At 38.8% G+C, this 18,716-nt stretch carries 17 protein-coding genes and 2 tRNA genes; 16 read left to right on the top strand and 3 right to left on the bottom strand.

Translation table 11 applies throughout. The features are described from left to right. Positions 1-4: 4 nt before the first annotated feature. The 6 genes from E7274_RS01950 (at position 5) to E7274_RS01925 (ending at position 5,012) form a co-directional block, all read left to right on the top strand. Positions 5-2,437 (top strand): homocysteine S-methyltransferase family protein, encoded by a 2,433-nt coding sequence (locus tag E7274_RS01950; protein WP_304173263.1) that lies wholly within the window; start codon positions 5-7, stop codon positions 2,435-2,437. Between the two features lie 68 nt (positions 2,438-2,505). After that, positions 2,506-2,940 carry a hypothetical protein gene (locus E7274_RS01945; protein ID WP_090395489.1) on the top strand — a complete coding sequence of 145 codons (435 nt, stop codon included), beginning with the start codon at positions 2,506-2,508 and terminating at the stop codon, positions 2,938-2,940. 168 nt (positions 2,941-3,108) lie between these two features. Next, positions 3,109-3,181: transfer RNA gene (locus E7274_RS01940), tRNA-Val, on the top strand. Positions 3,182-3,198: 17 nt separating this feature from the next. Next, positions 3,199-3,272: transfer RNA gene (locus tag E7274_RS01935), tRNA-Met, on the top strand. A gap of 262 nt (positions 3,273-3,534) precedes the next feature. Further along, on the top strand, positions 3,535-4,359 hold the full coding sequence (locus E7274_RS01930) for a hypothetical protein (RefSeq protein ID WP_304173261.1): 825 nt from the start codon (positions 3,535-3,537) through the stop codon (positions 4,357-4,359). After that, complete coding sequence (locus E7274_RS01925; RefSeq protein ID WP_304173259.1) at positions 4,359-5,012, top strand: sce7726 family protein; 654 nt, start codon at positions 4,359-4,361, stop codon at positions 5,010-5,012. The genes E7274_RS01930 and E7274_RS01925 overlap by 1 nt, the downstream gene beginning before the upstream one ends. On the opposite strand, the gene E7274_RS01920 is transcribed toward E7274_RS01925, so the two are convergent. Together E7274_RS01920 and E7274_RS01915 are read right to left on the bottom strand one after the other, a co-directional pair. Then, positions 4,993-6,354 carry a HAMP domain-containing sensor histidine kinase gene (locus E7274_RS01920; protein WP_304173257.1) on the bottom strand — a complete coding sequence of 454 codons (1,362 nt, stop codon included), beginning with the start codon at positions 6,352-6,354 and terminating at the stop codon, positions 4,993-4,995. The two genes, E7274_RS01925 and E7274_RS01920, sit on opposite strands and share 20 nt — an antisense overlap. After that, positions 6,351-7,061: a response regulator transcription factor gene (locus E7274_RS01915; protein ID WP_304173255.1), complete on the bottom strand. Its 711-nt coding sequence runs from the start codon at positions 7,059-7,061 to the stop codon at positions 6,351-6,353. Before E7274_RS01915 ends, E7274_RS01920 begins: the two co-directional genes overlap by 4 nt. A gap of 170 nt (positions 7,062-7,231) precedes the next feature. Here E7274_RS01915 and E7274_RS01910 point away from each other — a divergent pair, with 170 nt between their 5' ends. The 7 genes from E7274_RS01910 to E7274_RS01880 all read left to right on the top strand — a co-directional run bounded on the left by E7274_RS01910 (position 7,232) and on the right by E7274_RS01880 (position 15,713). Next, positions 7,232-8,896 (top strand): efflux RND transporter periplasmic adaptor subunit, encoded by a 1,665-nt coding sequence (locus E7274_RS01910; protein ID WP_304173251.1) that lies wholly within the window; start codon positions 7,232-7,234, stop codon positions 8,894-8,896. Further along, positions 8,874-9,587: an ABC transporter ATP-binding protein gene (locus tag E7274_RS01905; protein ID WP_044937620.1), complete on the top strand. Its 714-nt coding sequence runs from the start codon at positions 8,874-8,876 to the stop codon at positions 9,585-9,587. The genes E7274_RS01910 and E7274_RS01905 overlap by 23 nt, the downstream gene beginning before the upstream one ends. A gap of 20 nt (positions 9,588-9,607) precedes the next feature. Further along, complete coding sequence (locus E7274_RS01900) at positions 9,608-10,864, top strand: ABC transporter permease (protein ID WP_304173249.1); 1,257 nt, start codon at positions 9,608-9,610, stop codon at positions 10,862-10,864. A gap of 162 nt (positions 10,865-11,026) precedes the next feature. After that, on the top strand, positions 11,027-12,532 hold the full coding sequence (locus tag E7274_RS01895; protein WP_304173247.1) for an ABC transporter substrate-binding protein/permease: 1,506 nt from the start codon (positions 11,027-11,029) through the stop codon (positions 12,530-12,532). 11 nt (positions 12,533-12,543) lie between these two features. Next, positions 12,544-13,278 carry an amino acid ABC transporter ATP-binding protein gene (locus tag E7274_RS01890; RefSeq protein WP_304173245.1) on the top strand — a complete coding sequence of 245 codons (735 nt, stop codon included), beginning with the start codon at positions 12,544-12,546 and terminating at the stop codon, positions 13,276-13,278. Between the two features lie 60 nt (positions 13,279-13,338). Next, positions 13,339-14,508, top strand: a complete 1,170-nt coding sequence (gene alr, locus E7274_RS01885) for an alanine racemase (RefSeq protein WP_044937626.1) — start codon at positions 13,339-13,341, stop codon at positions 14,506-14,508. Positions 14,509-14,522: 14 nt separating this feature from the next. Next, the gene (locus E7274_RS01880) at positions 14,523-15,713 is read left to right on the top strand and encodes an EAL domain-containing protein (RefSeq protein ID WP_304173243.1); all 1,191 of its coding nucleotides are present in this window, start codon (positions 14,523-14,525) and stop codon (positions 15,711-15,713) included. Positions 15,714-15,725: 12 nt separating this feature from the next. Here E7274_RS01880 and E7274_RS01875 read toward each other — a convergent pair whose 3' ends face one another. Beyond that, positions 15,726-16,238, bottom strand: coding sequence for a YgjV family protein (locus tag E7274_RS01875; RefSeq protein WP_304173241.1), 513 nt, complete (start codon positions 16,236-16,238; stop codon positions 15,726-15,728). A gap of 142 nt (positions 16,239-16,380) precedes the next feature. On the opposite strand from E7274_RS01875, the gene E7274_RS01870 reads away from it, so the two are divergent. The 3 genes from E7274_RS01870 to E7274_RS01860 all read left to right on the top strand — a co-directional run bounded on the left by E7274_RS01870 (position 16,381) and on the right by E7274_RS01860 (position 18,713). Next, positions 16,381-16,854: a LeuD/DmdB family oxidoreductase small subunit gene (locus E7274_RS01870; RefSeq protein WP_044937629.1), complete on the top strand. Its 474-nt coding sequence runs from the start codon at positions 16,381-16,383 to the stop codon at positions 16,852-16,854. Positions 16,855-16,856: 2 nt separating this feature from the next. Then, positions 16,857-18,104 carry a 3-isopropylmalate dehydratase large subunit gene (locus E7274_RS01865; protein WP_090395499.1) on the top strand — a complete coding sequence of 416 codons (1,248 nt, stop codon included), beginning with the start codon at positions 16,857-16,859 and terminating at the stop codon, positions 18,102-18,104. Between the two features lie 114 nt (positions 18,105-18,218). Then, the gene (locus tag E7274_RS01860; RefSeq protein WP_090395500.1) at positions 18,219-18,713 is read left to right on the top strand and encodes a LeuD/DmdB family oxidoreductase small subunit; all 495 of its coding nucleotides are present in this window, start codon (positions 18,219-18,221) and stop codon (positions 18,711-18,713) included. Positions 18,714-18,716 lie beyond the last annotated feature (3 nt).

Here is an 18,716-nt window from a genome sequence, read left to right as displayed (position 1 = left end):
AATAATGACTAGAGCGGATTTTAGAGAGTTACTTGAAAAAAGAATTGTATTTATTGATGGGGCTACAGGTACTGAGCTTCAAAAAAGGGGAATGCCGGCAGGAGTATGTCCAGAAAAATGGATTATTGATAATCCTTGGGCTATTCAGGAATTGCAAAAGGCTTATTTTGATGCAGGTTCAGATATTGTGTTGGCACCTACTTTCACAGCCTCTAGAATCAAGCTAGCAGAATATGGGTTAGAGGACAAGCTTGTGGAGATGAATAGGCAGCTTGTCCGCCTCTCAAGGCAGGTTGCAGGGGATAAAGGCCTTGTTGCAGCAGATATTTCTATGACAGGTAAGCAGCTTTATCCTCTTGGAGACCTTATGTTTGAGGATTTAGTAGACTGCTATAAGGAGCAGGTGGAGGCTATTCTTCAGGAAGGTGTAGATCTTTTCGTAGTTGAAACTATGATGAGCCTTCAGGAGTGTCGTGCAGCAGTTCTTGCTATCAAGGAATCATGTGACTTACCAATCATTGTTTCTCTTACCTTTAATCCAGATGGAAAGACACTGTACGGAACATCACCAGATACAGCCATGATTGTTCTTCAGTCAATGGGTGTAGATTGTGTGGGAATGAATTGCAGCACTGGCCCTGATGCTATGCTAGAGCTTGTTCAGCAGATGGCGTCAGTTGCAAACATCCCTATTATTGTAAAGCCAAACGCTGGCTTGCCTGAGCTTGAGGATGGCAAGACTGTTTACAAGATGAGCCCTGATGCTTTTGCAGATGCTTGCGAAAAGCTTTATGAAGCAGGAGCATGGCTCTTTGGTGGATGTTGCGGTTCTACACCGGAGCACATATCAGCTCTGGTTTCTCGTTTGAAGGATAAAAAACAGCATCAGATTGAAAAGAAGCCTATGAGGGTTGTTACTTCTGAGCGAATGAATACCTGGATTGACTTAGACGGACCATTTATGGTTATCGGTGAAAGAATCAATCCTACAGGCAAAAAGAAATTCCAGGCTAGCCTACTTTCAGGCTCTCTATCCATGGTTGTGGATTTTGCAAGAGAGCAGGAAGAAAAGGGAGCCAACATTCTCGACGTAAATATGGGTATGAATGGCATCGATGAGAAGCAGATGATGCTTGATAGTATTTATGAGGTAACATCAGCAGTTGATTTACCTTTATGTTTGGATACTAGCCATGTGGATGTTATGGAGGCTGCGCTTCGCATATATCCAGGACGTGCTCTCATTAACTCTATATCTGCTGAAAAAGAAAAGATGGAGCCTATGCTTAAGCTTGCAAAGAAATATGGAGCTATGTTTATCACACTTCCATTGTCGGGAGCGGGACTTCCAAAGGATATGGAAGAAAAGAAAGAGCATATTGCCACTGTTCTTAATGCAGCAGAAGCTATTGGACTAGATAGGGATGCAGCAGTGGTAGACGTGCTGGTACAGACAGTTGGTGCTGAAGGTACAGCAGGATTACAGTGCTTTGAAACCATAGAATACTGCAAGAATGAGTTGGGACTTCCTACAGTATGCGGTTTGTCCAACATATCATTTGGAATGCCTAATAGACAGTTTGTAAACGCCACATATCTTACCATAGCTGTCAGCAAAGGCCTTACTATGGCTATTGCAAATCCAAGCCAGGATATGCTTATGTATCAGGCTGCAGCAGCAGATACACTTATGAACAAGCCTGGGGCGTTGGAAAAATATGCATCACTGCCAGTGTTATCAATGACAGCGGGAGGAGCCACAAGTGGTAGCCCAGCTGGGGCAAAGCCGGAAACCAGCACTACATCTTCAGAAAGTCCAGTGGCTGAGTGTGTTATAAAAGGAAAAAAGGACCAGATAGTTTCTGAAATACAAAAGCTTTTAGATGCTGGAATGGAGCCACAGGAAATAATCGAAAATCACCTTATTAAGGGAATAAACGTAGTAGGTGATTTATATGATAAAAAGAAGTATTTCTTGCCACAGCTAATAGCGGGAGCAAATGCGATGGAAGTGGGAATGAAGCACATAGAACCACTTCTTGCCAGCGATTCTACTGAAGCAAAGGCGACGGTTGTTATTGCCACAGTAGAGGGTGATATTCACGATATTGGAAAGAATTTGGTTGCACTTATGCTTAAAAACTATGGCTTCAACGTAATTGATCTAGGCAAGGATGTACCAGCAGCCATAATCATTGATAAGGCAGTAGAGGTTGATGCAGATATAATTGGTCTGTCTGCCCTTATGACCACCACAATGATGCGAATGGATGATGTGGTTAAGCTCGCTAAGGAAAAGGGCTGTAGAGCTAAGATTATTATTGGCGGAGCATGTATAAACGAATCCTTCAAGGATGAGATTAGTGCAGATGGATATTCGGCTGATGCAGCAGAATGTGTAAAGTTGGTTCAAAATATTATGGAGAAATGGGCATAGATTTTTTAACTAAAATCTAGTAATGTATTATTAGTGATATGTGAAAATCAAAGTGAGGGAGTTTGACTATGACAAAAGAAGAATTAGCTGAGAAGCTTCAGGGATGTCACTATGGTCTTTCAGATGTAGAGGAATCTCTTATTGAAGAGGCAAGAGTGAATGGCCTTGTTATTGGCTATGGCAGTTTAAATACTGTTATCCAGTTTGAGGGTGCTACATACGAAGAGGGTGATGATCTCTCTGAAGAAAGCGAGATGATGTATGTGGACTATGAAAGCCCAAATACAATCAAGGCATTTTGGAAGGGTCTTTGCAAGGGAGAAAAGGGTGGAAATCCAGATTACTCTTGGAGCTACGAAACATCTTTCCCAGTTGCTCATTTCAGAATGATTGGCCGCCGCACAAGAATCAATGATGAAAAATACTGTGAGGGCATTGTTTTTGAATTAAAGGACCTTCAGGCAAAGCACATCGATTTGGAAGGTACAATGTCATATTTCTAAAACAAAAGCAGACTTTTAGGTCTGCTTTTCTTATTTTATGGATGTACATATTTCAGGTAATTCCTCTAAATAGTAAAAATATTGCGAAAATTAATAATTATGTTGACATTGGGGGCTTGTTTTGTTATCTTTATGAAGTCGCTTGAAGCGTTAAACGCTAATAGCTCTGGGATCTTAGCTCAGCTGGGAGAGCATCTGCCTTACAAGCAGAGGGTCACAGGTTCGAGCCCTGTAGGTCCCATTTAATTTAATAAATATGGCGAGATAGCTCAGTTGGCTAGAGCACGCGGTTCATACCCGCGGTGTCGAGGGTTCGAATCCCCCTCTCGCTACTAAAAATAAAAGCTAGACCAAATGGTCTAGCTTTTATTTTTATTCAGCTCGATGTGGATTCAACTCAATCAAACCGTGGGGTTCCCGCGATGTCGAGGGGCGAGCGTGGTCCAGTGGACCACATGGTTGCGAGCCGACCGAGCCGGCAGGCGAGAATCGAATCCCCTTTCATACTTTATCATTTTTTTATAATTACTTTATTCGACTTCATCTATGCTCTGAGTTATAATTATCCCATAAACATGAAAGTGGGGTCGAGACATGAAAAAAAGATATTTAGCATTATTGTTGTGCCTTACAATTGCGTCCAGCATGATTGCCTGTGGAAAAGATAATGTTTCGGGAGAGGTTGAGCCAGAAGAGTTGGCTGATGCCCTTGAGGAGAGTAAATCTGAAAGTGAAGCAACTGAAAATAAAGATGATTCTGCAAGTGGAGAATCTGAAAATCTTCCAACTATAGAGGTAGTAGAGGGATACAATTACTCCGATGAATACAATGCAGCCTTTGAGCTTGATGATAGAGTAGGGGCTAACTATATAGCTGCAGGAGCATCAGAAGTAAGTGAGTTCGCATCTTGGAAAGAGGGCTATAAAACTCTAGTAGAAGATTTGAGTGATGAGGATAGCGTTAGTTTTTCTCTGATTTATGTAGATTCTGATGATGTTCCAGAGCTTATTTATAAGGTAAATGATACAAATATAGTAATAGCTACATATAGCGGTTCTACAGTAAATCTTTTCAGTGGACAGATTGATTCTGTTTCATATGTGGAAGGCGACAATGTGTTATTAGCTACAGAGCATGTGGATGCCAATACATACAACAGTGTGGTGGCAATCAAGGATGGTTATTGGATTAATATTGCTTATGGTACTCAGGGACCACTTGATCCATGGGCAGAGGATAGCTTTGATGAAAACGGAAATGCGATAATTTCTTATTGGGAGATAAATGGAGAGGAATTGGCCAGTCAGGAGGAATATGATGAGCTGTTTGGTAAATACTATGATTCCTCATTTTGTAAAGAAATCACTGAGTTTAATGCAGATGCCTCCCAAATACTAGAACAGATTGAGGCACTTTAATGTTAAAAGATAAAGATATAAGGGAGCCACTATTCGAGTTTTTAGAGGAATCCTACGGTAAAACACGAATCATCGAGGAAAAGATGATGGGAAAATCAAGGGCAGATGTGATTATGATAATTACCGATGCTCTTGTAGGAATAGAAATAAAATCTGATGCGGACACCTATACAAGGCTTGAAGGTCAGATAAAAGACTATGATAAATACTTCGATTACAACATAGTGGTAGTTGGCTCAAGTCATGCAATGCATGTGGAAGAGCACGTTCCAGATTATTGGGGAATCATCACAGTTGATGAAGTAGATGAAAAGCCTGATTTCTATTTTTTGAGAAAGCCTGAATACAATAAAAAGGTAAAGCTTAATAGAAAGCTGGAATTACTATGGAGGCCTGAATTAGGAATCCTTTTACAAAGACTGGGAATGCCAGAATACAAATCGTTGAGTAAACCGGCTGTTCGCAAAAAGATTATAGAGTCGAAAAAGGTCGACCCTGCAGATGTTAGTCATGAGATTAGTGAGCTCTTATTTGAAAGAGATTATGAAAAGCTGTTGGCTGAGATTGCAGCCTTTAGAAAAGCACATTCTCCAAAAAGAAGAGGCCCTAAGAAAAGGACCTCTATCAAAAGAACTAGGCGTGCTGGTAAATAGGAAATTTCAATTCAATAGTGAAGGTATCCAAGGTGGTTTTAGTTACGCTAGAGCCACCTTGTCTTTTCATTAGGCTATTGATACTGATAAGACCGATTTTGGCACTTTCATTTTTTCTTGGAACTGAACGAATTTTGTTGGAAATTGAAAGTGTGGCAAATTCCTTGTCACATTTGAGACCAACATGAACAGGTTCAGTTTCATCAGCATATTTATCTATGTTCGTAAATACGTTGTTAAATACTCTTAAGATATCATCCGTATTTACGTTAATCTTAAAGGCTTCGGTTGGTTCGCCGTACTCAAAGGTAAAACCTTGTTCTATTAGTGGTAGTGACAATTCACTTATTATTTGCATCAGGAAATCAATTCCATCATAGCAGGAGAGTGTTTCCTTTGAACGCTCAGGATGAGGATCAAATGCAAGGAAGTACTCGAAAAGTCTATCTGACATTTCTTTAATCTGAAAGCAAGTATCCAATGCGGTATTTACATACTTATCCATTTCTTCTCCTGAATGATAATGGTGTTCTTTTAATATTTCCAAATAGCCCATCTGTGTGGTGAGAGGAGTCCGCAAGTCGTGAGATAGTGCTGTGACAAGGCTGTTGTTAGCCTGTATTGCTTTCTTTTCATTTTCTATTTGGTTTGCAACAGCTATACTCATTGAATTAATGTTATCTGCCACATTTGAAATCTCATCATTTCCTCTAACAGGTATACGATAGCTTAAATCCCCTCCAGCCAGGATTTCAATTCCAGAAGTAACTTCATTAATGTATTTGATTTTTTTACGAACAAGTATAGTGATTAGAATAATAATGAGTAATGCACTTAATACGATGTTTGCAAGCTGAATTTTAGAGTACAAATCATATTTGAAATCCTCGAATACATGCATCTGACAGTCGCCATCAATCAGCGTAATTGTATAGTCGTATACATAAGGATTATATTCATATGATTCCTCTATTAGCTCAGCATCAGCTTCCGAAATTTCAGTGGCCGAGTCGTAAGAGTAGTCCACATAGAAATTATAAATAATAACTCCGTCACGCTCTAAATAAAAGTACATAAGAGGGTGGGATTGCGACCATTTATAAATCATTGATTTGTCTTCACTTGATAGCTGGTTTTCATCTATATATTCTTGAAAATCTGCGATTGACGCTTCTAATTTGCTAGGAATGTAGACATCATCTGCCCACTTTGAAAAATAAATTAGGTCGTTGGCATGCTGTAGTAAAAAGAATGTTATTCCACCAATCACCAAGGAAACAACTATGGATAGCCATAGTTCAAGATATAAGGATTTAGAAATGATTTTTTTGAATTTTCTCATTGTAGTTTATATCCCTTTCCCCATACTGTAAGAAGATGAACAGGATTTGATGGATCATCCTCGATTTTGGTGCGAAGATTTCTGATGTGAACCATGATAGTAGCATTTGAACTGTAGAAGTATGGCTCATTCCATATAGTTTCGTATATAAGCTGGGCAGGAAAAACACGCCCCGGGCTTTCTATTAAAAGCTTGAAAATCTGATATTCCAACTCAGATAAATCAATAGATGTTTCCTGTCCATCTGGGCTGATAACAAAGACTTCATTTCTGTCCTTTGCCACTTTAAAAATGTTATAAGTGTAGTAGTTGTCTGAGACAGCTTCCTTTTTGCCCTGATATACATAGTAGCGGCGGAGCATGGATTTTACACGGGCAGTAAGCTCACTATGTGAAAAAGGCTTTGACAGATAATCATCGGCCCCTATAAGAAGGCCAAGAGACTTATCAGAGTCAGTTCCCTTTGCTGTAAGAAAGAGTATTGGCATTTGATATGTTTCTCGAATTTTCTTGCACACATCCAGACCAGAAATGCCTGGCATCATAATATCAAGGATGATTAAATCAATAGAGTCGTCCACCATAGAAAGTGCAGTTTCGCCATCGCAAGCTTCAAGAATCTGATAGCCTTCACTTTCTAATAATATATGTAGAATATTTCTTATTTCCTCGTTGTCATCAACAACCAGTATCTTTTGATTTCCCATATTCACTCCTATAAAAAGATAGCTTTATCTGTTTGTATAGTAACACAAAAGCTGTGAATAAATAGTAAAAAGAAATTTCTTTAGATTTCTTTAGATTTACTTAAGGTATTTCTTAAGAATCAAATGGCACAATAGCATCTGTTGATAGAAATCACATGGAGGGAAAAGAATTGAAACTAAAAGAGATACTTAATAAAAAGGTTGTAACTTGCATGATAATTGCAGCCCTTGTTATTTCATCTGTTGCAGGAGTAGCTGGATTTAAATATGTAAAGGCTAATGCTAAGGAAACAGACAGCGAACCAATTACAATTGAGGTGACAAAGCAGAACATAGAGAAGACACTTAGCGCTACAGGAACGATTATTTCTGCAGAGGAAAGCGGACAGTTTGCTACAACTACAAGCTCATATCCTGTAGAGGAGGTTTATGTAAAGGTTGGAGATGTTGTAAAGAAAGGTGATCCTCTTTACAAGCTTGATATGACAACTATGGAACAGACACTTTCATATCAGCAGCAGGCTCTCAATATTCAGAATCAGCAGAATGAAATTGCTCAGCAGAATGCAAATCAAGCATTAACTGATGCTCAACGAAATGGAGCGACTCAGATTAATGATTCAAATAGAAATCTTGAATCTGCGCAGCAGGACCAGAACACTGCAAACAGAAATAAAAAGAACGCAGATAATAATCTTACAACCGCAAGTAACAGTGAAAATGAAGCAGAAAGAGCTAAGGATTCAGCAAGTGCAACACTTGCAGCTGCACAGAAGAAAGTTGATGACTTAAATGCAAAGATTACTGATTTAGAGACTCAGATTGCCAGTGCAGAAGATCCAACAGAATTAAACAATCAGCTTACTCAGGCAAAGACAGATTTAGAGACAGCAAAAACAGAGCTTGCTACAGCTCAAAGTGATTATGATAGCAAAAAGAGTGCATATGATAGTGCAGTATCAGCTACAGAGTCGGCAAGACAGTCAGTTCAGTCTGCATCAGATTCTGTAGCATCAGCCAATCGCTCTGTAGAATCTGCTCAGTCTAGCTTAAATAACACAACAGAGTCTGCTAACTCAAATGTATATACACAGGCTCAAGCTGCTAAATCAAATGAATTATCAGCACAGTCAAATACTTTATCTGCAAAGCAGGAGATAGAAAAATCTCAGGAAGAGCTTTCAAAGGCAACAGTATATGCATCACAGGATGGAACAGTTACTAATGTAAATATAGTAAAAGGCCAGACATACAGTGGAACAGATGCAGTTGTAATTGATAATGTTACAAGCTTAAAGGCAACAGCTGATATTGATGAGGCTCAGATTCCAAGCATCCAGGTGGGACAGAAGGTACAGATAAAAACAGATGCTACAGGAGATGAGGTATTAAACGGTACAGTTGTATTTGTTTCACCTACAGCAACAAAGAACAGCACTAAAACTACAGACACCACATCTACTACAGCTTCTGTATCAAAGAGCAGAGCTACATACAGAGTAGACGTACAGATAGATGATTCCAACGAAAACCTAAGACTTGGTATGACAGCCAAAATGACATTTATTACTGCATCTTCAGAAAATGCAATTGCTGTACCATCATCAGATATTAAGACTTCAGATGATGGAAGCAAGTATGTGGTGATTCAGACAAAAGACGGAAGCACAAAGAACGTTACAGTGACAACAGGAATTTCAGATGACTTCTATACAGAGATTACAGGTGGCGACCTTAAGGAAGGTGAAATGATAGTTGAGTCTGATATGGATGAAAACAGCGCCGATGCAACATTAGAGTCAATGGGAACTGATGGAGGAATATATTTTGAGTAATGATATTTTATTATCTGCAAAAAATATAAGAAAAAGCTATTATATTGGAACTCCAAATGAGCTGGAGATTTTGCATGGAATAGATTTGGATATTCACAAAGGAGAGTTTGTTTCCATTGTTGGCCAATCAGGTTCTGGTAAAAGTACTCTGATGAATATTCTAGGTATTTTGGATAGACAGACTTCGGGAGAATATATTCTTGATGGGATTGATATTTCAAAGGCTCCAAACAAGGCCTTATCTGCCCTTAGAAACAAGCATATAGGATTTGTTTTTCAGACATATAATTTAATAGCTAGAACAGATGCTATTGCAAATGTGGAGATGCCAATGCTTTATGCAGGTGTTCCAGAAAAGCAACGCAGAAAAAGAGCCATTGAGCTTTTGAAAATGGTAGGAATGGAAGAGCGTATGCACCATACTCCTGACGAGCTATCAGGTGGACAGAAGCAGCGTGTAGCTATAGCAAGAGCTATGGCGAATGACCCTGATATTATTTTGGCAGATGAGCCAACAGGTGCCCTCGATTCGGGAACAGGTAGACTGGTAATGGATATATTCCACGAGCTTCATGAAAAACAGGGAAAGACTATTGTGCTCATTACTCATTCAAATGAACTTGCAGCAGAGACTCCGAGAATTGTAACTATTAGCGACGGAAATATTATTGCTGAGAAAAAGATGGCCTAAGTGGCCTGAAAGGAATAGATATGATTAAAGAAAACTGTAAGCTTGCTTTGCTTAGTATAAAAGCTAACAAAATGAGAGCTTTTCTTACAATGCTTGGTATCATCATTGGTGTTGCAGCAGTTATTGCTATTATGACAGTGGGCAATTCGATGACAAAGGGTGTACAAAAACAGCTGGAAAGCTATGGTGTTCAAAACATTACCATATACGTTAATCCAATTGATTATAACCAGGAGCTTTCAGAGGCAGATTATCAAACTATGAAAATCACTCCGGAAACACTTCATAAACTTGCCAATCAGTTTAAGGGCAAGATAAGTGCAATCTCTGTTGAGGCTAGTGCAGGCTCGGGGACAGTCATCAAGGATGCAAACAAGGCCAATGTAGATATTACAGGAGTCAGTGCTGGTTATTTTAAAGCTAATAACATAAAGCTTAAAGGCGGCAATCTATTTAACGAGTTTGCATATGAGCAGGGAAAGAATACTGCTATTGTGGCAGACAAATTTGCAGAGCAGCTTTTTGGAGCTAATTATTCATTGGATGATGTGCTTGGAAAAGAGTTTGAGGTGAATATAAATGATGAATACATGAATATTACAGTAATAGGAGTGTATGAGTATCAGCAGTCAGGCAGTATGATGCGTGGTAGCAATAAAAATATCAGCACCAGTGTATATATTCCACTTAAGACTGCATGGAATTATTCTCATGACGAAACAATCTTTGATGCCACGGTGGTTGCAGCAGAAGGTCAGGATCCGGTAGCTTTGTCTACAGAGATTAAATCATATTTAACAGATGTTATGGCAAACACATTAGGTGATAAGTTTTATGTGGATGCATATAGTAATCAAACTATGATTCAGGAGAATACAAAGACTATGAATCAGATGACACTGGCTATCTCTATGATAGCGGCAATTGCCCTTATTGTAGGTGGTATTGGTGTAATGAATATTATGACAGTTTCAATCACTGAGCGAACCAAAGAAATCGGTACAAGAAAAGCTTTAGGTGCCCCTGATGGAATGATAATGCTTCAGTTTATAAGCGAAGCCATTATTATTTGTCTGATAGGTGGCTTGATTGGAATAGTGGTAGGATTATTACTTGGAAATATAGCTGCTCACTTTATGGGTTATACACCTGAGGTTTCAATTGCAAGTATATACATGTCGGTTGGATTCTCTATGGCTATAGGAGTATTCTTTGGATATTCACCAGCAAAGCATGCAGCAAACATGAATCCGATTGATGCATTAAGATACGAATAAAATGAATATTATGCATATTATTAATAGCTTCGATGAATATCGAGGCTATTTTTTTTATATATTTATTTAATTTCCTCTTTATTTTTTATAATTATGTGGTATTATGTTTTAGTATAAAAATACATTATTGAAGAATAATTATACGAAAGAGAGACGGATTATATGAAAAAGAAAGCTACAATTCTTGCATGTATGCTTGCCGCACTTTTCATTGGCTGTGGAAGTGCTGACAACACAAAAACTATTTCATCTATCGATGATTTAGAAGGATCAAAAATCGGTGTTCAACTTGGAACAACTGGTGATATTTATGCCAGTGATTACGAAGGAGACGAGGCTGGAACAACAGTTGAGCGTTACAATAAAATTACTGATGCGGTTCAGGCTTTAAAGCAAGGCAAAATTGATTGTGTTATTGCTGATGAGCAGCCTGCAATTGCAAGTGTTGAAAACGAAGGTTCACTAGTTATTTTGGATGAGCCATTTGCATTGGAAGAATATGCAATCTGTATTGCAAAGGATAATGACGAGCTTTTAGAGCAGGTTAATGGCGCTATTGCTGAGCTTCAGGAAGAGGGCACATTGGATGAAATCATTTCTAACTACATTGGAGATGATACAAAAGGTAAGTTCCCATATGAGTCACCTGAGGGAGTTACATATGACAATGGCAAAATCGTAATTGCAACTAATGCTACTTTTAAGCCATACGAATACTATGAGAGTGGTGAAGTTGTAGGTATCGATATGGATATTATGCATGCCATTGGTGATAAGCTTGGTATGAGCATCGAAATCGAAGATATGGAGTTCGATTCAATTATCAACGCAGTTAGCTCACATAAAGCCGATGTTGGTATTGCTGGAATGACAATGACAGAAGAGCGTGCGAAATCAATTAACTTCTCTACATCATATATAACATCAAAGCAGGTTATGATTGTTAAGGATGCTAATGCAGTAGCTGACGGACAGACATTTACAGAGAAGCTTTATGCAAACTTTGTAAAGGATGGAAGATATCAGTATCTTTTAACAGGTCTTAGAAATACACTTGTGATTGCTCTTTGTGCGGTTATCATCGGTGTGCTTATAGGTTTCTTTGTAGCAATTATCCGTGTTTCATATGATAAAACAGGAGCACATGTAATTCTTAACGGAATTTGTAAAGTATATCTTACTATCATTCGTGGAACACCAATGATGGTACAGCTTTTGATTATTTACTATGTTGTATTTAAGTCAGTTAATGTTTCAAAGGTACTTGTTGCAATTATTGCTTTTGCTATTAACTCAGGTGCTTATGTAGCAGAGATTATGCGTGGTGGTATCATGTCCATCGACAATGGTCAGATGGAAGCAGGACGAAGCCTTGGTCTTTCACATAAGCAGACAATGACAGCTATCATCCTTCCACAGGCTATCAAGAATGTACTTCCAGCTTTGGCAAACGAGTTCATTATGCTCATTAAAGAGACATCAATTTGTGGATACATCGGTCTTACAGATTTAACTCGTGGTGGAGATATCATTCGAAGCCAGACATACGAAGCTTTCATTCCACTTGTTGCTGTAGCATTCGTTTACCTTATTATCGTAGAGTTGCTTACAGTGCTTGTTGGTAAATGGGAAAAGAGCTTACGCAAAACAGAAAGAAAGGCTGATTAAGGAGAGATAGCATGAGTGAAGTATTAATAAAAGTAGAAAACTTATCAAAATCATTTGGAAAGAATGAAGTTCTTAAAAATGTAAATATGCAGATTGAAAAGGGTGAGGTTATTGCTATCATCGGACCATCAGGCTGTGGTAAATCTACATTCATTCGTACATTAAATCAGCTTGAGAATCTTACAGACGGAAAGATTTATCTTGATGGTGAGGATATCACTGCAAAGGGAGTAGATATAAATGATGTAAGACGTCGTGTGGGAATGGTGTTCCAGCACTTCAACCTTTTCCCTCATCTTACAATCCAAAAGAACCTTACACTTGCTCCAGTAAAGCTTGGACTTATGAGCGAGGAAGAGGCAAACAAGAAAGCAGCAGAGCTTCTTGAAAGAGTTGGTCTCGCAGATAAGGCATCTGCTTATCCAGATAGTCTTTCAGGTGGACAAAAGCAGCGTATTGCAATTGCACGTACACTTGCTATGAATCCAGAGGTTATTTTGTTTGATGAGCCTACATCTGCACTAGATCCAGAGATGGTTGGTGAGGTTCTCAATCTTATGAAAGAGCTTGCTGATGATGGTATGACAATGGTAGTTGTTACACACGAAATGGGATTTGCAAGAGAAGTGGCAGATAGAGTACTTTTCTTCGACGAAATGGGAATCAAAGAAGAGGGAACTCCAGCAGAAATTTTCGATTCTCCAAAGTCTCAGAGATTACAGGACTTCTTGTCAAAAGTACTTTAGTTTTTAAGATAAATGACTATAATAGTATTGAACATTAAATGATAATGGAGCAATACGATTATGGAATCAACACTTAGACGTACATGGGCCGAGGTAAATCTCGACGCCATCGCATATAATTACAAAAAGATTCGTGAAAAAATAGGCAGTGATGTCAAGTTTCTTGGCGTAGTAAAAGCCGATGCATATGGACATGGAAGTATTCAAGTTAGTCAGCTCCTTGAGGAATTGGGAGCTGATTATCTTGCTGTCAGCAGTGCAGATGAGGCATTAGAGCTACGCGTAAATGGCATCAAGATGCCTATTCTTATTTTGGGGCATACTCCAAAGGAGCAGGTTCCACGTCTTATTGAATATGGAATCACACAGGCCATCACTTGTAAGGCAAAGGCTGATGAGTATAGTGCAGAAGCAGTAAAGGCAGGAGGCGTTTTAAAAGTTCACATCAAAGTGGATACAGGAATGTCTCGTTTAGGATACCTTTGCGACAACGGTTATTTTGATACAGGCGTTAGCGGCATTGTAGAAGCATGCCAGATGCCAGGTCTTGAGGCAGAAGGAATCTTTACTCATTTTGCTGAGGCAGATGAGTTTGGTCAGGCCAATGATGATTATACAAAGCATCAGTTTGAGTTATTCACCAGAGTCATTTCTGCAGTTGAAGAGCAGCTTAATCACAAGTTTAAAATTAGACATTGCGCAAACACAGGAGCAGTTGCTCGTTTCCCAGAAACTTATCTAGACATGGTGCGTCCAGGCCTGTTATTATATGGTTATGGTGAGTTCGCTCATCAGATGGGACTTCGTCCAGCCATGACCATGAAAACAACTGTCAGCACAATCAAGATTTATCCAGAAGGAACTGCTGTCAGCTACGGCGGAATGTTTGTTACAGACAAGCCAACACGTATTGGTGTTTTACCATATGGTTATGCAGATGGATTTCTTAGAAGTCTTTCTAATAAATGTTCACTTTACACAAAGGAAGGTCCAGCAAAGCTTAGGGGTAAAATTTGCATGGACATGTGTATGATTGATATTACAGATATGCCTACTGTAGATGTAGGAAGTGAAGTTGAAATATTTGGGGAGAAGAACAGTATTGATGACTTAGCTGCTTGTGCAGGTACTATTCCTTACGAATTAACTTGTGCAGTTAGCAAGCGTGTTCCTCGTGTTTATTATCGAAATGGGGAAGTTATTGATCGTGAGTTAATGCTTAGGATGTAGTAATTGAGGATTTTATGAGTACTTCTTTCTTGGATAAAGTAGTAAATGCTATTGAGAATCGTGAAATCAAAGCATATTATCAACCACAGTACGATGCCAGTACTGGTAAAATTGTTAGTGCTGAAGCACTTGTTAGATGGGTGAAGCCTAATGGCGAAATAATTAGCCCAGACAAATTCATACCGAGACTTGAAAAGACAGATGATATTAATATTTTAGATTGGTATATGGCAGAGGAAGCCTGTCGAACTATCCATGAAATGGGAGATAAGGCAGTTCCAATTGCTGTCAATTTTTCTAGATGGCATATAAAAGAAAAAGATTTCTATCGCAAGTTACAGGCCATTCTTACAACATATAAAGTAAAGCCAGAGATGTTTGAGGTAGAAATTACAGAGTCAGCCCTTGCTGTGGAGGATTTAAAATCCATAGAGGAGTGGGCTACAAACATCGCAGATACAGGCGTTAAAATTGCTATCGATGATTTCGGTGCAGGTTTTACATCATTACAATTTGTAAAGAATATGCCAGTTAGTTTTTTGAAAGTTGATAAAGCTTTCTTGGAAGATAATTGTCAGGATGATAGGGGACGTGGTACCCTTGAAACTGTATTTTTCTTTGCAAGACGTCTTAGCTTAAAGACTATAGCTGAAGGCGTAGAGACTATGGAGCAGCTTAAGTTTTTGCAGAATATGGATTGTGATAGAGTTCAGGGGTATTTATTCTCTAGACCACTCAAAAAAGAGGATTTCCTTGTGCTTGCAATGATAGACAATGCTCCGATGGTTGATGATGATGATTTCCTTAAGAAGCAGGGAACATTCAGCACTCACAGCCTGCTTTTAAGAGCTATGAAGACAGAATATGACATGATAATGTTCGGAAATCTGTATAAGAATAGCTATTATATGATGTACCAGAACCCAGAGATTTTCTTTGATGCGCCTACAGCAGGTGTTATTGACGATATGACTCACAATGCATTAGCAATATGTGTAGGAGAGTCATATAAAGTCTATGAGGAAAATCTCACACGACCTGCTCTTTTAAAAGCTTATAATAAAGGAAAAACAAGGGTAGAGGTTGTTGTAGAACATAATGCGGCAGGTGTTCCACAAAAGTTTAGAACTATAATTCATCTTATGAAACATCCACACAAGGAAGATGTATTGATGATAGGTTTTTCAAGAAAAGTTGAAGAATAAGAAAGAGGCCTTTTAAAAGGCCTCTTTTTCTTTATCAAATAGAATTCTATATACACCAATTAAACTTGTGATAAGTGAGAAAACATCGAATGCAAATACAACCCAGTTCTTAAGGAAGAAATCATAAGTTCCAAAACAAAGAATACTGCCGATGCATCCAAGCTTTATCATTAAATCCTTTTTAGATCTAAGTGAAAGTGTAATCATAGTAGCTGCGGCAAAAGGAAGCCAATCAATCCATCTGTTTTGAGTGGTTATGAAAGTGAAAACACCCTGAAAGCCAATGAAGAAAATCTGAAGCGGAACAGTAAGATTCCATTTAAGACAGATAAGGTTTCTAAGCAAGCTAACCATGTTTCCTACAACTGCTGCAATACCACCAAGGCAAGCGTAGGATATAGAAAAAAGAACAAACTGTAGGTTCTGTGCCCATAGGATTGTTTTTTTGTGCTTAAGGTATCCGATTAACACCATAAGGATACAAGCCAAAATTGAAAAGATTCGTCCAACTAAAACTAAATTCATTTATTAACTCCTATCAAAAATCATATTTACATATAATAAAACAATCTTATGATTTTTTAAAGTTTTTACCTCTTTAAATCGCTAAAGAATTAAGGTAGAATAGATTAACTAGAAAATGTGACAACATGTAAAAGGAGGAAATATGGGCAAGGTATTTAGATTTCACAAAGATGTAGATACAGATCAGATTATCGCTTCTCAGTATCTACTTTTTCCCACAATAGACGAAATGAAAGTGCATACATTTGAGTCCCTAAATGGCGATTTTGCATCTCAGGTTAAGCCTGGTGATTTTGTTGTGGCTGATGAAAACTTTGGTTGTGGTTCATCAAGAGAGCAGGCGCCAAGCGTACTAAAAGCACTAGGTGTGAAAGCAGTTATAGCTAAATCATTCGCTCGTATTTTTTATAGAAACTCTATAAACATTGGCATGCCGGTTATTGTCAGTAAAGAGCTTTATGATGTAGTAAAAGACGGAGATGAAATGGAACTGGATTTGAATGCTGGCATCATCAAAGCAAATGGAAAAGAATATTCTTGTACTAAGCTACCTGAAAAGATGCAGGAAATTTTGGATCAAGGCGGGCTTATAGCATCTTTGGATAAGGAGGATTAGATATGGGAATGACAATGGCAGAAAAGATTATCGCCGCAGCAGCTGGCAAGGAGAGCTGTAAGGCTGGTGATATCGAGACAGTTACACTTGATAGATTGATGAGTAATGATGGAACTACTCATTTGACAATAGACATGTATAACAACCTTAAGCATCCACGTATTGCGGATGTGGATAAGCTTGTGTGGGTTATTGATCACAATATTCCTGCTGATAGCCCTAAAACAGCAGCAAGTCATAAAAAGATGAGAGACTTTGCCAGAGAGCATGGAATTACTTTTTATGAGGGAGAAGGAGTGTGCCATCAGGTTATGATGGAAAAACACGTACGTCCAGGAGAGTTGATTTTTGGCGCAGATTCCCATACATGTGCTTACGGTGCGTTAGGGGCTTTTGGTACGGGCGTTGGTTGTACAGATTATTTGTACGCTATGGTTACTGGAACATCATGGTTATTGGTTCCAGAGACAATTCGCTTTAATCTTCATGGAAAGCTTAATAAGGGGGTATACGCAAGGGATTTAATTCTTACCATCATTGGTAGAATCTCTGCTAATGGAGCCAACTATAAAGCAATGGAATTTGCAGGAGAAGGCTTACATGACCTTTCAATTGCTGACAGAATTTCAATCTGCAATCTGTGTGTTGAGGCAGGTGCAAAGACTGCTCTTATGGAGGTTGATGATGTTGCGATGGAGTATTTAAAGGCCCATGGACGTGAGCCTAAAGCACTGTTCTCATCAGATGAAGATGCAGTGTTTGCGAAAGTTTTTGATATTGATTTATCTGAGATTCAGCCAATAGTTGCAAAGCCTCATTTTGTAGATAGCGTTGTACCAGCATCGGAATGTGAAGGTACAAAGATTAACGAGGCATTTCTTGGTAGCTGCAACAATGGACGTATCGAGGATTTAAGAGTTGGTGCAGAAGTAATCAAAGGTAAGCATGTTGCAGAGGGAGTTAGATTTTTAGTGGTACCTGCCAGTCGAGAAGTGTACAAGCAGGCTCTTAAGGAAGGGCTACTTGATATATTTATGGCAGCTGGAGCAATGGTTATGAATCCTAATTGTTCAGTATGCTGGGGCGCCTGCCAGGGAGTAATCGGTGAAGGTGAAACTCTAATCTCTACAGGCACTCGTAACTTCAAAGGACGTGCAGGTCACAAGGATTCATTTGTATATCTTGCATCAGCGGCAACTGTAACTGCATCCGCGGTAGAAGGATTTATAACTACTGCAGATAAACTATAGATCATAATCTAATTAACAATCTATTTGCTCTCTGTATGAGACATGTAGTCGAAGGAAGAGAGTTAATGATTGTTAATGTAAGATTATGTGCATAGACTAGATTGGAGAGAATTTATGAGTGATAAATTTACTGCGAAAATTTGGGTCCTTGGGGATGACATAGATACAGATATAATCTTACCTACAGAGTATTTGGCGTTTAAGACGGTGGAGGAAATGAAGCCTTACGCCTTTAGTCCACTTAGGCCTGATTTGGCATCACAGATTCAGCCAGGAGATATGATTGTAGCTGGCAACAATTTTGGCTGCGGCTCTTCAAGAGAACAGGCTCCAGAGGTTGTAAAGGCCCTTGGGGTATCCTGTGTTGTTGCAAAATCTTATGCAAGAATCTTTTTCAGAAATGCCATTAACAATGGTCTGCTATTAATTGAAAATCAGGATTTGTATGATGAGGTTAAAGAGGGAGATATTGCTGAGGTTACACCAGGCAAGGAAATTGTGGTAAATGGTAAATCCTACGAAATAGCCTCACTTCCAGATAATCTTCTGGAAATACTCGAAGCAGGCGGCTTGGTAAAAGCTATGAGAAAGCGTAATGGATTGGATTAATGG

This window comes from Pseudobutyrivibrio ruminis, assembly GCF_015057245.1.
Classification (GTDB): Bacteria; Bacillota; Clostridia; order Lachnospirales; family Lachnospiraceae; genus Pseudobutyrivibrio; species Pseudobutyrivibrio ruminis_E.
The sequence above is the reverse complement of the archived record's forward strand: the minus strand, read 5'-3'. Positions and strand labels throughout refer to the sequence as shown.